The organism is Pseudomonas thivervalensis (assembly GCF_001269655.1).
Taxonomy (GTDB): Bacteria; Pseudomonadota; Gammaproteobacteria; order Pseudomonadales; family Pseudomonadaceae; genus Aquipseudomonas; species Aquipseudomonas thivervalensis.
Map to the genome: position 1 here is coordinate 97,789 of NZ_LHVE01000019.1, position 16,269 is coordinate 114,057.

12 protein-coding genes, 4 tRNA genes and 1 rRNA gene are annotated in these 16,269 nt (G+C 56.2%); all 17 read right to left on the reverse strand.

Features of this window, described 5'->3' with window-relative positions; all coding sequences use genetic code 11:
• Nucleotides 1–6 precede the first annotated feature (6 nt).
• Nucleotides 7–4,206 (reverse strand): DNA-directed RNA polymerase subunit beta', encoded by a 4,200-nt coding sequence (gene rpoC / locus AD659_RS24925; RefSeq protein WP_047230482.1) that lies wholly within the window; start codon nt 4,204–4,206, stop codon nt 7–9.
• A 64-nt stretch (nt 4,207–4,270) separates the two neighbouring features.
• Complete coding sequence (rpoB, locus tag AD659_RS24930) at nt 4,271–8,344, reverse strand: DNA-directed RNA polymerase subunit beta (protein WP_053125867.1); 4,074 nt, start codon at nt 8,342–8,344, stop codon at nt 4,271–4,273.
• Between the two features lie 220 nt (nt 8,345–8,564).
• On the reverse strand, nt 8,565–8,930 hold the full coding sequence (gene rplL, locus AD659_RS24935; RefSeq protein WP_053125869.1) for a 50S ribosomal protein L7/L12: 366 nt from the start codon (nt 8,928–8,930) through the stop codon (nt 8,565–8,567).
• Between the two features lie 78 nt (nt 8,931–9,008).
• A complete protein-coding gene (gene rplJ / locus AD659_RS24940) occupies nt 9,009–9,509 on the reverse strand; it encodes a 50S ribosomal protein L10 (protein WP_047230484.1) in 501 nt (166 codons plus the stop codon).
• Nucleotides 9,510–9,707: 198 nt separating this feature from the next.
• Nucleotides 9,708–10,403, reverse strand: a complete 696-nt coding sequence (rplA, locus tag AD659_RS24945) for a 50S ribosomal protein L1 (RefSeq protein WP_003186095.1) — start codon at nt 10,401–10,403, stop codon at nt 9,708–9,710.
• Entirely contained in the window at nt 10,403–10,834 is a 432-nt protein-coding gene (gene rplK / locus AD659_RS24950; RefSeq protein WP_003176435.1) for a 50S ribosomal protein L11, read from the reverse strand. The genes rplA and rplK overlap by 1 nt, the downstream gene beginning before the upstream one ends.
• Before the next feature lie 117 nt (nt 10,835–10,951).
• On the reverse strand, nt 10,952–11,485 hold the full coding sequence (gene nusG, locus AD659_RS24955; protein WP_003186097.1) for a transcription termination/antitermination protein NusG: 534 nt from the start codon (nt 11,483–11,485) through the stop codon (nt 10,952–10,954).
• 9 nt (nt 11,486–11,494) lie between these two features.
• The gene (secE, locus tag AD659_RS24960; protein ID WP_003206102.1) at nt 11,495–11,863 is read right to left on the reverse strand and encodes a preprotein translocase subunit SecE; all 369 of its coding nucleotides are present in this window, start codon (nt 11,861–11,863) and stop codon (nt 11,495–11,497) included.
• A gap of 45 nt (nt 11,864–11,908) precedes the next feature.
• Nucleotides 11,909–11,984: transfer RNA gene (locus AD659_RS24965), tRNA-Trp, on the reverse strand.
• 53 nt (nt 11,985–12,037) lie between these two features.
• Nucleotides 12,038–13,231: an elongation factor Tu gene (gene tuf / locus AD659_RS24970; RefSeq protein WP_003186103.1), complete on the reverse strand. Its 1,194-nt coding sequence runs from the start codon at nt 13,229–13,231 to the stop codon at nt 12,038–12,040.
• Nucleotides 13,232–13,315: 84 nt separating this feature from the next.
• Nucleotides 13,316–13,391, reverse strand: a tRNA-Thr gene (locus AD659_RS24975).
• Between the two features lie 26 nt (nt 13,392–13,417).
• Nucleotides 13,418–13,491 (reverse strand) — tRNA-Gly (locus tag AD659_RS24980).
• A gap of 24 nt (nt 13,492–13,515) precedes the next feature.
• A tRNA-Tyr gene (locus tag AD659_RS24985) sits at nt 13,516–13,600 on the reverse strand.
• A gap of 142 nt (nt 13,601–13,742) precedes the next feature.
• Nucleotides 13,743–14,198: a hypothetical protein gene (locus tag AD659_RS24990; protein ID WP_053125870.1), complete on the reverse strand. Its 456-nt coding sequence runs from the start codon at nt 14,196–14,198 to the stop codon at nt 13,743–13,745.
• A gap of 7 nt (nt 14,199–14,205) precedes the next feature.
• Nucleotides 14,206–14,955: a pantothenate kinase gene (locus tag AD659_RS24995; RefSeq protein WP_053125872.1), complete on the reverse strand. Its 750-nt coding sequence runs from the start codon at nt 14,953–14,955 to the stop codon at nt 14,206–14,208.
• Complete coding sequence (birA, locus tag AD659_RS25000; protein WP_053125874.1) at nt 14,945–15,901, reverse strand: bifunctional biotin--[acetyl-CoA-carboxylase] ligase/biotin operon repressor BirA; 957 nt, start codon at nt 15,899–15,901, stop codon at nt 14,945–14,947. The genes AD659_RS24995 and birA overlap by 11 nt, the downstream gene beginning before the upstream one ends.
• A 133-nt stretch (nt 15,902–16,034) precedes the next feature.
• A 5S ribosomal RNA gene (gene rrf, locus AD659_RS25005) occupies nt 16,035–16,150 on the reverse strand.
• Between the last annotated feature and the right edge of the window lie 119 nt (nt 16,151–16,269).

The following is a 16,269-nucleotide window of genomic DNA, read 5'->3' on the forward strand; positions in this document are numbered from 1 at the left end:
CAGAACTCAGTTACCACTCGAGTTCAGTGCTTCGGTCAGTGCAGCTTCCACTTCACTGGCGCTTACGCGCAACGGCTTGTCTGCATCACGACGACGCTTGCGCTCGCTGTGATAGGCCAAACCGGTACCGGCCGGGATCAGACGACCCACGACCACGTTTTCTTTCAGGCCGCGCAGGTAGTCGCGCTTGCCGGTTACCGCCGCTTCGGTCAGTACGCGGGTGGTTTCCTGGAAGGAAGCCGCCGAGATGAACGATTCGGTGGACAACGACGCCTTGGTGATACCCAGCAGCACGCGAGTGAACTTGGAGACAAACTTGTCTTCGGTCGCCAGGCGCTCGTTTTCCACCAGTACGTGAGTCAGTTCCATCTGGTCGCCCTTGATGAAACTCGAGTCGCCGGATTCAGCGATCTCGACCTTACGCAGCATCTGACGCAGGATGGTCTCGATGTGCTTGTCGTTGATCTTCACGCCTTGCAGACGGTAAACGTCCTGGATCTCGTTCACGATGTACTTGGCCAGCGCACTCACACCCAGCAGACGCAGGATGTCGTGTGGATCGCTCGGGCCGTCCGAGATAACTTCGCCGCGGTTTACCTGTTCGCCTTCGAAGACGTTCAGGTGACGCCACTTCGGAATCAGCTCTTCGTACGGATCGCTACCGTCGTTCGGGGTAATGACCAGGCGACGCTTGCCCTTGGTCTCTTTACCGAACGCGATGGTGCCGCTGACTTCAGCCAGAATCGAGGCTTCTTTCGGACGACGGGCTTCGAACAAGTCGGCAACACGCGGCAGACCACCGGTGATGTCGCGGGTTTTCGAAGTTTCCTGCGGGATACGGGCGATAACATCACCGATCGCGATCCGCGCACCGTCCGCAACACCGACCAGGGCGTTGGCTGGCAGGAAGTACTGAGCGATTACGTCAGTGCCTGGCAGCAACAGATCCTTGCCGTTGTCGTCGACCATCTTCACAGCAGGACGGATGTCCTTGCCAGCAGCTGGACGATCTTTCGCATCGAGTACTTCAATGTTGGTCATACCGGTCAATTCGTCGGTCTGACGCTTGATCGTGATGCCTTCTTCCATGCCCACGTAGGTCACGGTACCTTTCATTTCGGTAACGATCGGGTGGGTGTGCGGGTCCCACTTGGCCACGATGGCGCCAGCGTCGACCTTGTCACCTTCCTTGACCGAAATCACAGCACCGTAAGGCAGCTTGTAGCGCTCGCGCTCGCGACCGAAGTCGTCAGCGATGGCCAGCTCACCGGAACGCGATACAGCCACCAGGTGACCGTCCACGCGCTCTACGTGCTTGAGGTTGTGCAGACGGACAGTACCGCCATTCTTCACCTGGACGCTGTCGGCAGCGGAGGTCCGGCTTGCCGCACCACCGATGTGGAACGTACGCATCGTCAGCTGGGTACCCGGCTCACCGATGGACTGGGCAGCGATAACGCCGACCGCTTCACCGATGTTCACCTGGTGACCACGAGCCAGGTCGCGACCGTAGCACTTGGCGCAGATGCCGTAGCGGGTTTCGCAGCTGATCGGCGAACGTACGATCACTTCGTCGATGCTGTTGAGTTCGATGAACTCGACCCACTTCTCGTCAACCAGGGTGCCAGCAGGAACGATGACGTCCTCGGTACCCGGCTTGAATACGTCACGGGCGATGACACGACCCAATACGCGCTCACCCAACGGCTCTACAACGTCACCGCCTTCAATGTGCGGCGTCATGACCAGGCCATGTTCGGTGCCGCAATCGATCTCGGTCACGACCAGATCCTGGGCAACGTCCACCAGACGACGAGTCAGGTAACCGGAGTTCGCCGTTTTCAACGCGGTATCCGCAAGACCCTTACGAGCACCGTGAGTGGAGATGAAGTACTGGAGTACGCTCAAGCCTTCACGGAAGTTCGCGGTAATCGGGGTCTCGATGATGGAACCGTCCGGCTTGGCCATCAGGCCACGCATACCGGCGAGCTGACGGATCTGCGCAGCAGAACCCCGTGCGCCCGAGTCGGCCATCATGTACATCGAGTTGAAGGATTCCTGGTCGACTTCGTTGCCATGGCGGTCGATGACTTTCTCTTTCGAGAGGTTGGCCATCATCGCCTTGGAAACTTCGTCGTTCGCCTTGGACCAGAGGTCGATCACCTTGTTGTACTTCTCGCCCTGGGTTACCAGGCCGGAGGCGTACTGGCTTTCGATCTCTTTCACTTCTTCGGTGGCAGCACCGATGATGCGGGCTTTTTCATCCGGGATAACGAAGTCGTTAACACCGATGGAAACGCCGGAAATGGTCGAATAGGCAAAACCGGTGTACATCAACTGGTCAGCGAAGATCACGGTCTCTTTCAGACCCACCACGCGGTAGCACTGGTTGATCAGCTTGGAGATCGCCTTTTTCTTCATCGGCAGGTTGACGACGTCGAAGGACAGGCCTTTTGGCACAACCTGGAACAACAGCGCACGGCCGACGGTGGTGTCGACGATACGAGTGTTGGTCACGCTGCCGCCATCACGATCGTTCACGGTTTCGTTGATCCGCACCTTGACCTTGGCATGCAGTGCGGCTTCGCCGGCACGGAACACACGGTCAACTTCTTGCAGATCCGCGAATACACGACCTTCGCCCTTGGCGTTGATCGCTTCACGGGTCATGTAGTACAGACCCAATACAACGTCCTGCGACGGAACGATGATTGGCTCACCGTTGGCTGGCGACAGGATGTTGTTGGTCGACATCATCAACGCACGCGCTTCCAGCTGGGCTTCCAGCGTCAGCGGTACGTGCACGGCCATTTGGTCGCCGTCGAAGTCGGCGTTGTACGCAGCACAGACCAGCGGGTGCAGCTGGATAGCCTTACCTTCGATCAGTACCGGTTCAAACGCCTGGATACCCAGACGGTGAAGGGTCGGTGCACGGTTGAGCAGAACCGGGTGTTCGCGAATCACTTCAGCGAGAACGTCCCAGACCTCTGGCAGCTCGCGCTCGACCATCTTCTTGGCGGCCTTGATGGTGGTCGCGAGACCACGCATTTCCAGCTTGCCGAAAATGAACGGCTTGAACAGTTCCAGGGCCATTTTCTTAGGCAGACCGCACTGGTGCAGACGCAGGGTCGGGCCTACGGTAATTACCGAACGACCGGAGTAGTCAACGCGCTTACCGAGCAAGTTCTGACGGAAACGACCTTGCTTACCCTTGATCATGTCAGCCAGGGATTTCAGAGGACGCTTGTTCGAACCGGTGATAGCGCGGCCACGACGACCGTTGTCGAGCAGTGCATCGACCGCTTCCTGCAACATACGCTTTTCGTTGCGCACGATGATGTCCGGAGCGGACAGATCGAGCAGGCGCTTCAAGCGGTTGTTACGGTTGATCACTCGACGATACAGATCGTTGAGGTCGGACGTCGCGAAGCGACCGCCATCGAGCGGAACCAGTGGACGCAGGTCTGGCGGCAGAACCGGCAGAACGGTCAGCACCATCCACTCTGGCAGGTTGCCGGAACCCTGGAAGGCTTCCATCAACTTCAGACGCTTGGACAGCTTCTTGATCTTGGTTTCGGAGTTGGTTTGCGGAATTTCTTCGCGCAGGCGGCCAATCTCGTGTTCCAGGTCGATAGCGTGCAGCAGTTCGCGGACAGCTTCGGCACCCATGCGGGCATCGAAATCGTCGCCGAACTCTTCCAGCGCTTCGAAGTACTGCTCGTCGTTGAGCAGCTGACCTTTTTCAAGGGTGGTCATGCCTGGATCGATAACGACGTAGCTCTCGAAGTAGAGAACGCGTTCGATATCACGCAGGGTCATGTCCATCAGCAAGCCGATACGGGACGGCAGCGATTTCAGGAACCAGATGTGGGCAACTGGCGAGGCCAGTTCGATGTGCGCCATGCGCTCACGACGAACTTTTGCCAGCGCAACTTCAACGCCGCACTTCTCGCAGATCACGCCACGGTGCTTCAAGCGCTTGTACTTACCGCACAGGCACTCGTAATCCTTGACCGGGCCAAAGATCTTGGCGCAGAACAGGCCGTCACGCTCAGGTTTGAACGTACGGTAGTTGATGGTTTCCGGCTTTTTAACTTCACCGAACGACCACGAACGGATCATCTCAGGCGAGGCCAATCCAATACGGATGGCGTCGAACTCTTCGACTTGACCCTGGTTTTTCAGCAAATTCAGTAGGTCTTTCAAGGCCTTTCCTCCTGGCGGAGCAGAGAGCGGGCAAAACAGCCCCGCTCTCGATTCGCGTCACGTGTTATTCGGTTTCCAGATCGATATCGATGCCGAGGGAACGAATTTCCTTGATCAACACGTTGAAAGACTCGGGCATGCCCGGCTCCATACGGTGATCGCCGTCCACGATGTTTTTGTACATCTTGGTCCGGCCGTTCACATCGTCCGACTTCACTGTGAGCATTTCTTGCAGAGTGTATGCAGCACCGTACGCTTCCAGTGCCCAGACCTCCATCTCCCCGAAACGCTGACCACCGAACTGCGCCTTACCACCCAGCGGCTGCTGGGTAACCAGGCTGTAAGAACCGGTAGAACGAGCGTGCATCTTGTCGTCTACCAAGTGGTTCAGCTTCAGCATGTACATGTAGCCAACGGTCACCGGGCGCTCGAACTTGTTGCCGGTACGGCCGTCGAACAGCTGCATCTGGCCGCTTTCCGGCAGGTCTGCCAGTTTCAGCATGGCCTTGATTTCGCTTTCCTTGGCACCGTCGAACACCGGAGTCGCCATTGGAACGCCGCCGCGCAGGTTCTTCGCCAGATCCAGGATTTCCTGGTCGGAGAAGGTGTCCAGCTCTTCGTTGCGGCCGCCGATCTCGTTGTAGATCTCGTGCAGGAACTTACGCAGGTCAGCGACCTTGCGCTGCTCTTCGATCATACGATTGATCTTCTCGCCCAAGCCCTTGGCTGCGAGGCCCAGGTGGGTTTCAAGGATCTGACCAACGTTCATACGCGAAGGTACGCCCAACGGGTTGAGGACCACATCGACCGGGGTGCCATTGGCATCGTGCGGCATGTCTTCAACCGGCATGATCACAGAGACCACACCCTTGTTACCGTGACGACCGGCCATCTTGTCGCCCGGCTGGATGCGGCGACGGATTGCCAGGTAGACCTTGACGATTTTCAGCACGCCTGGAGCCAGGTCATCGCCCTGCTGCAGCTTGCGCTTCTTGTCTTCGAACTTGTCGTCCAGCAGACGGCGGCGATCGACGATGTAGGCCTGGGCCTTCTCGAGCTGCTCGTTCAGAGCATCTTCAGCCATGCGCAGTTTGAACCACTGGCCGTGCTCAAGACCGTCGAGAACTTCGTCGGTGATTTCCTGACCTTTCTTCAGGCCGGCGCCGCCTTCGGCTTTGTGGCCGACCAAGGCAGAACGCAGACGTTCGAAAGTTGCGCCTTCGACGATACGGAACTCTTCGTTCAGGTCCTTGCGGATCTCGTCGAGCTGAGTCTTCTCGATGGACAGTGCACGAGCATCACGCTCAACGCCGTCACGGGTGAAGACCTGTACGTCGATGACGGTACCCTTGGTGCCGGTAGGCACGCGCAGGGAAGTGTCTTTAACGTCGCTGGCTTTTTCACCGAAGATCGCACGCAGCAGTTTTTCTTCCGGAGTCAGCTGGGTCTCGCCTTTCGGAGTGACCTTGCCCACCAGGATGTCGCCTGCGCCTACTTCGGCACCTACATAAACGATACCGGCTTCGTCCAGCTTGTTCAGTGCAGCTTCACCCACGTTCGGGATGTCCGCAGTGATTTCCTCTGGGCCAAGCTTGGTGTCACGAGCCACACAGGTCAGTTCCTGGATGTGGATCGTGGTGAAGCGGTCTTCCTGAACCACACGCTCGGACAGGCAGATGGAGTCTTCGAAGTTGAAGCCGTTCCATGCCATGAACGCGATGCGCATGTTCTGGCCCAGCGCCAGTTCACCCATATCGGTGGACGGACCGTCGGCCATGATGTCGCTGCGCTGAACCCGATCACCCTTGCTCACCAGCGGACGCTGGTTGATGCAGGTGTTCTGGTTGGAGCGGGTGTATTTGGTCAGGTTGTAGATGTCGACACCGGCTTCGCCAGTTTCAACTTCGTCATCGGCAACACGAACCACGATACGGCTGGCGTCGACGGAATCGATCACGCCGCCACGACGAGCCACGACGCAAACGCCGGAGTCACGGGCTACGTTACGCTCCATGCCGGTACCAACCAGCGGCTTGTCGGCACGCAGGGTGGGTACAGCCTGACGCTGCATGTTCGAACCCATCAACGCACGGTTGGCGTCGTCGTGCTCGAGGAACGGGATCAGCGACGCTGCAACCGACACTACCTGCTTCGGCGATACGTCCATCAAGGTGACGTCTTCCGGCGCCTTGACGGTGAACTCGTTCAGGTGACGAACAGCGACCAGCTCGTCGATCAGGACTTTCTTGTCGTTCATCGTGGCCGAAGCCTGGGCGATCACGTGATCAGCTTCTTCGATGGCGGACAGGAACACGATCTCGTCGGTGACCAGGGCGTCTTTCACCACACGGTACGGGCTTTCGAGGAAGCCGTACTGGTTGGTGCGCGCATAGGCAGCCAGGGAGTTGATCAGACCGATGTTCGGACCTTCCGGCGTTTCGATCGGGCAAACACGACCGTAGTGAGTCGGGTGTACGTCACGAACTTCGAAGCCTGCGCGCTCACGGGTCAGGCCGCCCGGGCCGAGTGCGGAGACACGACGCTTGTGGGTGATCTCGGACAGCGGGTTGTTCTGGTCCATGAACTGGGACAGCTGGCTCGAACCGAAGAACTCCTTCACCGCCGCAGCCACAGGCTTGGCGTTGATTAGGTCTTGCGGCATCAGGCCTTCGCTTTCAGCCATCGACAGGCGTTCCTTGACCGCACGCTCTACGCGCACCAGGCCAACACGGAACTGGTTCTCGGCCATTTCGCCTACGCAGCGAACACGACGGTTACCCAGGTGGTCGATGTCATCGACGATGCCTTTGCCGTTACGGATGTCGACCAGGGTCTTGAGGACCGCGACGATGTCATCCTTGTTCAGTACGCCCGAACCTTCGATCTCGGTACGACCGATACGACGGTTGAACTTCATCCGGCCGACCGCAGACAGGTCATAGCGCTCAGGGCTGAAGAACAGGTTGTTGAACAGGGTCTCGGCGGCATCCTTGGTTGGCGGCTCGCCAGGACGCATCATGCGATAGATCTCGACCAGGGCTTCCAGCTGGTTGCCGGTGGAGTCGATCTTCAGCGTGTCGGAGATGAACGGACCGCAGTCGATGTCGTTGGTGTACAGCGTCTCGATGCGAACAACCTGCGCCTTGGCGATTTTCGCCAGGATCTCGGTGTTCAGCTCGGTGTTGCACTCTGCCAGGATTTCGCCGGTGGCCGGATGCACGATGACCTTGGCCGTGGTGCGACCCAGGACGTAGTCCAGAGGCACCTGCAGCTCTTTGATCCCGGCTTTTTCCAGCTGGTTGATGTGGCGAGCGGTGATACGACGACCCTGCTCGACAATCACCTTGCCTTTGTCATCCTGGATATCGAGGACAGCGATTTCACCGCGCAGGCGCTGAGGCACCAGTTCCAGGCTGAGGTTTTCACCTTGCACGTGGAAGACGTTGGTGGTGTAGAAAGCGTCCAGCACTTCTTCGGTGGTATAGCCGAGCGCACGCAGCAGTACCGATGCAGGCAGCTTGCGACGACGGTCGATACGCACGAATACGCAGTCTTTCGGGTCGAACTCGAAATCCAACCACGAACCGCGGTAAGGAATGATGCGCGCGGAGTAAAGCAGTTTGCCGGAGCTGTGCGTCTTGCCACGGTCGTGGTCGAAGAACACGCCCGGAGAACGGTGCAGCTGGGAAACGATTACACGTTCGGTACCGTTGATAACGAAGGTACCGTTTTCAGTCATCAGGGGGATTTCACCCATGTAGACTTCTTGCTCTTTGATGTCCTTGATCGCTTTGTTCGACGATTCTTTGTCGAAAATGATCAGGCGCACTTTTACCCGCAAAGGTACGGCGTAAGTAACACCGCGCAATACGCATTCTTTGACATCAAATGCCGGTTCGCCCAGGCGATAACCGACGTACTCCAGCGCAGCATTGCCGGAGTAGCTGATGATCGGGAAAACGGATTTGAAGGCCGCATGCAGGCCCACGTCGCGGAACTGATCTTTAGTCGCTCCCGCTTGCAAGAATTCACGATACGAATCCAGCTGGATGGCCAGGAGGTACGGCACATCCATGACGTCCGGCAACTTGCTAAAGTCCTTGCGGATACGTTTTTTCTCAGTATATGAGTAAGCCATCAGCGTTCCCCAGCTTGGTCACCTGCTTGTTTGGCCCCTCCCGACGGGAGCAGCCAGAAAATCGTGCAAACCCCATGGTTTGCGCCACCACATCGGGTGGTTACAGCTCGCGATCAGCACCGACCCAGTCGGCTGCCAATAACGGAAAAAGGCCGGTGGCAAGAGCCACCAGCCATCAGCCTGTCGCTTAACGCTCGGGCTGGAGACGCAAAGTCGATGCTTACTTCAGCTCGACTTTAGCGCCTGCTTCTTCCAGTACTGCTTTGGCTTTGTCAGCTGCGTCTTTGGCAACAGCTTCCAGAACCATGGCAGGAGCGCCGTCAACTACAGCCTTGGCTTCTTTCAGGCCCAGACCGGTCAGTTCACGTACTGCCTTGATCACGTTTACTTTCTTCTCGCCAGCTTCGGTCAGCATGACGTTGAATTCGGTTTGCTCTTCAACAACAGCGGCAGCAGCAGCTGGGCCAGCGGAAGCAGCAGCAGCGGAAACGCCGAATTTTTCTTCGAAAGCCTTGATCAGCTCAACAACCTGCAGAACCGACATTTCAGCTACGGCGTTGAGGATATCGTCTTGGGAGATAGACATTACTGTATTTCCTGAATTGGGGGACGGCCTACGCGGCCATCGAAATAAACAAAAAAGCGCGAGAGAAAGTACTCAGCCTTAGGCTGCGGCAGCTTCTTTTTGCTCGCGAACTGCAGCCAGAGTACGAGCCAGCTTGCTGGTAGCGCCTTGAATCACGCTCATCAACTGCGAAATGGCTTCGTCGCGGGTCGGCAGTGTTGCCAGTACATCGATCTGATTAGCTGCGAGGAACTTGCCCTCGAACGCAGCTGCCTTGATCTCGAACTTGTCCTGACCCTTGGCGAATTCCTTGAACAAACGGGCAGCAGCGCCTGGATGATCTTTGGAGAACGCGATCAGGGTCGGGCCGGTGAACACGTCGTTGAGAACACTGTATTCAGTGTCAGCAACAGCGCGCTTGAGCAGGGTGTTACGTACGACACGTACGTAAACGCCAGCTTCACGGGCCTCTTTACGGAGTCCGGTCATTGCGCCTACTGTTACGCCACGGGCATCAGCCACGACAGCGGACAGAGCGACTTTGGCAGCCTCGTTGACTTCAGCGACGATGGCCTTCTTGTCTTCGAGATTAATTGCCACGGGTTTAACTCCTGCTTGTTACCGTTTCATTCGATCGAAACCGAATGTCGTTTTGGTGTCTGATTCGGTAAGGAACCGGGAGCACCATCTGCGTAGGCTTGTGGTTTAAGACTTGCGTCGCCTACGGTCTTGGACAGCCCCCGCCAGGCAGGGACCCCAATTTTGTGGTTGGCGCGATTACTCACGCCAACCTGAGTCTTACGCGTCGAGCGAGCTCTGATCGATGACCAGACCTGGGCCCATAGTGGTGCTCAGGGTAACGCGCTTGACGTAGATACCTTTCGAAGAAGCTGGCTTGATACGCTTCAGATCAGCGATCAGGGCTTCAACGTTTTCCTTCAGCTTGACGGCGTCGAAGCCGATCTTGCCAACGGAAGTGTGGATGATGCCGTTTTTGTCGGTGCGATAACGAACCTGACCAGCCTTGGCGTTTTTAACCGCGGTGGCTACGTCTGGGGTTACGGTGCCGACTTTAGGGTTAGGCATCAGGCCACGTGGACCGAGGATCTGACCCAACTGACCTACAACGCGCATGGCATCCGGAGATGCAATCACTACGTCATAGTTCAGGTCGCCGCCCTTCATTTCAGCAGCCAGGTCGTCCATGCCTACGCGATCAGCACCAGCAGCCAGAGCAGCTTCAGCTGCTGGGCCCTGGGTGAAGACAGCTACACGAACGGTCTTGCCAGTGCCGTGTGGCAGCACGGTAGCGCTACGAACGACCTGGTCGGATTTACGTGGGTCAACGCCCAGGTTTACAGCAACGTCGAACGACTCGCTGAACTTGACAGTCGACAGCTCAGCCAGCAGAGCGGCGGCATCTACAAAGTTGTAGGCCTTGCCTGCTTCGATTTTGCCGGCGATAGCCTTTTGACGCTTGGTCAGCTTAGCCATTACACACCCTCCACGTTAAGGCCCATGCTACGAGCAGAACCGGCGATAGTACGCACGGCTGCATCCATATCAGCTGCAGTCAGATCCGCGTTTTTGGTTTTCGCGATTTCTTCCAGCTGAGCACGGGTAACGGTGCCAACCTTAACGGTGTTTGGACGAGCGGAGCCGCTGGTCAAACCTGCAGCCTTCTTCAGCAGAACCGAAGCTGGGGTGCTTTTTGTTTCGAAAGTGAAGCTACGGTCGCTGTAGACAGTGATGATCACTGGAGTCGGCAGACCTGGCTCAAGACCCTGAGTACGGGCGTTGAAGGCCTTGCAGAATTCCATGATGTTCACGCCGTGCTGACCCAGTGCAGGACCAACAGGTGGGCTTGGGTTAGCCTGAGCGGCCTTCACTTGCAGCTTGATGTAAGCGGTAATTTTCTTGGCCATGAGGCACTCCAATTACGGGTTCGAACGCCTCGAAAGGCTCCCCGGTTACTTGCGCGTTTATCCCAGTGACGACAAAACCCCACAGCCTTGGGCTGCGGGGTTGGGATGCCTGTTCAATCAGACCTTTTCGACCTGACTGAACTCTAACTCTACCGGAGTAGAGCGACCGAAAATGAGCACAGCCACTTGGATCCGGCTCTTTTCGTAGTTAACCTCTTCAACCGTACCGTTGAAATCAGCGAATGGACCGTCGGTGACACGTACAACCTCACCCGGTTCAAACAATGTCTTCGGCTTCGGCTTGTCGCTACCATCAGCGACACGACGCAGAATCGCTTCTGCCTCTTTATCCGTGATCGGTGCAGGCTTGTCGGCGGTACCGCCAATAAAGCCCATCACCCGAGGGGTATCCTTGACCAAGTGCCAAGTCCCTTCGTTCATGTCCATCTGTACCAGCACGTAGCCTGGAAAGAACTTGCGTTCACTTTTGCGCTTCTGGCCATTACGCATCTCAACCACTTCTTCAGTGGGGACCAGAATCTCGCCAAAGCCATCTTCCATGCCAGCCAGCTTTACGCGCTCTACCAGCGAGCGCATGACATGCTTCTCGTAACCCGAGTAAGCATGCACAACGTACCAACGCTTAGCCACGGGACACCCTTAGCCAACAATCAAGGAAACAAGCCAGCCGAGCAGGGAGTCGAGCCCCCACAACAGCAACGCCATTACCAGAACAACAGCCACAACGATCAACGTGGTCTGCGTGGTTTCTTGGCGAGTCGGCCATACGACTTTACGAATCTCGGTGCGAGCTTCCTTAGCGAGTACAAAGAAAGACTTGCCCTTGGCTGTTTGCAGGCCTACAAAGGCAGCAACAGCAGCAATGGCGAGCAATGCAAGTACGCGGTACAGGATCGGCGAAGCAGAATAATACTGATTGCCAACAACGCCAATAACCACCAAAGCGACTACCACTAGCCACTTGAGCAGATCGAAGCGAGAGCCTTGAGCTTCAGCTTTAGGAGTCATCTATGAAGATCCTGTGAAAAGAAAGCCAGACACACTGAGTGAATCTGGCAGGTCAGGAGGGAATCGAACCCCCAACCTACGGTTTTGGAGACCGTCGCTCTGCCAATTGAGCTACTGACCTAAAACAAAATCAGGCCGACCATTATGCCGGCCCGAAAAAGACATTACAACTGTTTACTCGATGACTTTGGCTACGACGCCAGCGCCGACGGTACGACCGCCTTCACGGATAGCGAAACGCAGACCGTCTTCCATCGCGATGGTCTTGATCAGGGTAACAGTCATCTGAATGTTGTCACCCGGCATTACCATTTCAACGCCTTCTGGCAGCTCGCAGTTACCAGTCACGTCAGTTGTACGGAAGTAGAACTGTGGACGGTAGCCCTTGAAGAACGGAGTATGACGACCGCCTTCTTCCTTGCTCAGAACGTAAACTTCTGCAGTGAACTTGGTGTGCGGCTTGACGGTGCCCGGTTTGACCAGAACCTGGCCACGCTCAACGTCGTCACGCTTGGTGCCACGCAGCAGTACGCCGCAGTTCTCGCCCGCACGACCTTCGTCGAGCAGCTTGCGGAACATTTCAACACCGGTGCAGGTAGTTTTCTGAGTATCGCGCAGACCGACGATCTCAACTTCTTCCTGGATACGGACGATGCCACGCTCAACACGACCAGTCACAACGGTACCGCGACCAGAGATCGAGAATACGTCTTCGATTGGCATCAGGAACGGCTTGTCGATAGCCCGCTCCGGCTCTGGGATGTAGCTGTCCAGAGTTTCCACCAGCTTTTTGACGGCAGTGGTGCCCATTTCGTTGTCGTCTTGGCCGTTCAGAGCCATCAGAGCCGAACCGATGATGATTGGAGTGTCATCACCTGGGAAGTCGTAAGTGCTCAGCAGATCGCGCACTTCCATCTCAACCAGCTCCAGCAGCTCAGCGTCGTCAACCATGTCAGCCTTGTTCAGGAAGACAACAATGTACGGAACACCTACCTGACGGGACAGCAGGATGTGCTCACGGGTTTGTGGCATCGGACCATCAGCGGCCGAGCAAACCAGGATAGCGCCGTCCATCTGAGCAGCACCAGTGATCATGTTTTTTACGTAGTCGGCGTGACCCGGGCAGTCAACGTGCGCGTAGTGACGCACGGCCGAATCGTATTCAACGTGAGCGGTGTTGATGGTGATACCGCGAGCCTTCTCTTCCGGGGCGCTGTCGATCTTGTCGAAGTCAACCTTGGCCGAACCGAAAACTTCGGAGCAGACACGGGTCAGAGCAGCAGTCAGAGTGGTTTTACCGTGGTCAACGTGACCAATGGTACCGACGTTGACGTGCGGCTTATTACGTTCGAACTTTTCCTTAGCCATCGAAATCACCCCTAGGAGAAGAATTTAGCAAGTCACACAAGCCATTAAAACAAAGGCAGATATTTTCATATCTGCCTTGTTATATGGAGCTCTTGAGCGGATTTGAACCGCTGACCTCACCCTTACCAAGGGTGTGCTCTACCAACTGAGCTACAAGAGCGAAACACTTTGCACAACCTGCAAACTTGGAGCGGGTAGCGGGAATCGAACCCGCATCATCAGCTTGGAAGGCTGAGGTTCTACCACTAAACTATACCCGCGGAGCTTGCAGCTCACGCTAAAAATGGTGGAGGGGGAAGGATTCGAACCTTCGAAGTCGTAGACGTCAGATTTACAGTCTGATCCCTTTGGCCGCTCGGGAACCCCTCCTAAGCGAGCCGGCATTCTATATCATGCCAGCCTTCTGTCAAGCATTTTCTCATTAAAAACCTGAGGTTAGCTGCGTTGACGTCGCTTCGTATCGCTTACCTTTAAAGGTCTTCGCTGCGAAGCGGGCGCCATTCTATGCAAACTACCCTGCGGGTGCAACCCCCTCGCATGGCATTATTTTATGTTTTAACTCATTGAATTCTTTAGAAAGGTTTTGAAGCAGCGTTTCATTCACCTTTCCCGCGCTTTCCTGGGAAACCTGAACCCAGAACCCTCCCCCCTCAGGAACATTCTGCGAGCCCGACGCTACGAAACGCCCCAGGACACTCGAAGCTGCCAAACGCTGCTCCAACTGCCTGGCCAGCTCCGGCCGGGCAAAACCACCTAGGTAGACGCAGCTTTGGGGCGCCTCACCAGACTTGACTGGATCGCGCCTGACAAGGGCGTCCGCTGTTTCGCTCAAGAGGTGAATATCCTGCTGCGAACCGCGATACAAACTCAGCGGCGTGACATCCTTGGCACGAAGCGGGGCCTCCTGCTGATGCCAGATGTAGTAGAAAACATTCAAAACCAGCAACAACAGAAACAGCCACCGCATAAAAACCTCAAGACAAAGGACAAGCCATCGCCAAGCCGACAAAAACCAAGTCAGGCACCACCCTGGCATCGGGAACGACCCCGGAAACCAGATTGGCATCTCCCCCCGTAAGAAACACTACGAAATCCTTTCCCCAATATTGCCGCGCCAATTCGAGCTGAGTCAGAACAAACCCTCTTAGCATCAGCATGCAACCGCGCTCCACCGCCTCGACAGTGGCACGACCTGGAGCGAGACTCTCATGGGCCCGCTCGGCCGCTATATCGTCATAACGGATTTTTCGCGTGTGAGTGCGCAATTGATTGCGCATCAAAGGCATACCCGGACAAATGAATCCTCCGAGATGCTCACCATCCGCTGCCACGAAATCAGCTGTCACGGCAGTACCAAAATCAAGTACCAGGCACGCTCCCGAAGCGAGATGAAACCCGCCAAGCAAAGCCAGCCACCGATCGAGCCCTAACCGTTCGTAATCTTCGTATCCGTTCCGCACACCCGCCATCTCCCGGGCGGGTACCGCACGAATCACCGAAACCCCGAAGACATCAATCAGCGAAGCGACCAATGAATCCGTCTCCACCTGGGTCCTCACGCTAACAAGACGACACTTCTCGAGCTGGAACTTCTTGGTATCACTCAGGCTCGCCAGTAAGTCGCCGTCAGAGCTGACCACGCCACCTTCGACCGGCGTTACCCCGTCAGGACGAAGAACTCGCCACTTGATAAAGCTATTGCCGCAGTCGAGCTCAAGAATCATCTCGCAACCTCAAACTGAGCTCACCACCGCTAAAGTTCTTTTCCACACCATCTACCTTCAAACGCAGCGCACCCTGGTGATCAACGCCCAGCACAATGCCGTCAATTTTATTAACACCAGCAATCAGAGATACAGCCCGCCCCTGCCAAAGATGGTATTGCTCCCATTCTGGCTGGATTGCGGCAAATCCTGATGCATGATGAAGTTCCAGATACTGCTGCAGTCTCGCACCCAGTCGCGCCACAAGCTCATTTCGATCGAAATTCCTGCCCGCTTCAAGGCACATGGACGTCCATTGCTGGTCGACCTCATCGGTCGATTGCATGTTCACGTTGATCCCTACCCCCAGGACTACATGGCAAACATCTGCAGGATCTCCCACCAACTCAAGCAAAATGCCGGCGATTTTTTTCTTCCCCACCAGGACATCATTGGGCCATTTCAACCCCGCCCCCGCGACCCCCATGTCACGCAAGACATGCATGACCGCCAGTCCGACCACCAAGCTCAGCCCTTCGAGTTGCCGCATGCCGCCGTCAATGCGCAACACGAGGCTGTGGTAAAGGTTCTCGGCAAACGGACTGACCCACTTACGCCCACGACGACCGCGGCCCGCAACCTGTCGCTCGGCCAAGACCAAGAACGGTGCAGCCCCACCACGCTCGATGAAACGCAGCGCCTCGGCGTTGGTGGAATCGATAGAGTCAAATATATGGACAGGCCATTCATGGAGGCCTTTTGCGCAGATTTCTGTCGAATCCAAAAGCAACAGGGGCTTAGCCAACTGATACCCCCTACCTCGAACTTTATGCACAGATAAACCTAAATCCGCTTCCAAGTGCTGCAACTGCTTCCATACAGCGCTACGACTGATACCCAGCGCAGCGCCCAATGCTTGCCCTGAATGAAAGCGGCCATCCTTCAGAAGTTTTAGCAACGTGAGCATGCGGACTGCGCCCTGATAATGAGGCCCGCATGATAGCCATGCGCAAGAGCGTTGCATAGAAACACGAACTGACTTTCCTGCGGGCAAAACAAAACCCCTACCTGCATCAGCAGATAGGGGTTTCGGAATTTAATCTTGACGATGACCTACTCTCACATGGGGAAACCCCACACTACCATCGGCGATGCATCGTTTCACTGCTGAGTTCGGGATGGGATCAGGTGGTTCCAATGCTCTATGGTCGTCAAGAAATTCGGTAGCCGGTGCGTGCCTTGCGGTCACGTGCCAGCGAATGGGTATGCGATAGTTTGGTGCTTGTGAGTATCTCGAACTTTCGGTTCGTTTCGTCTTCACACACCGCAATCTGG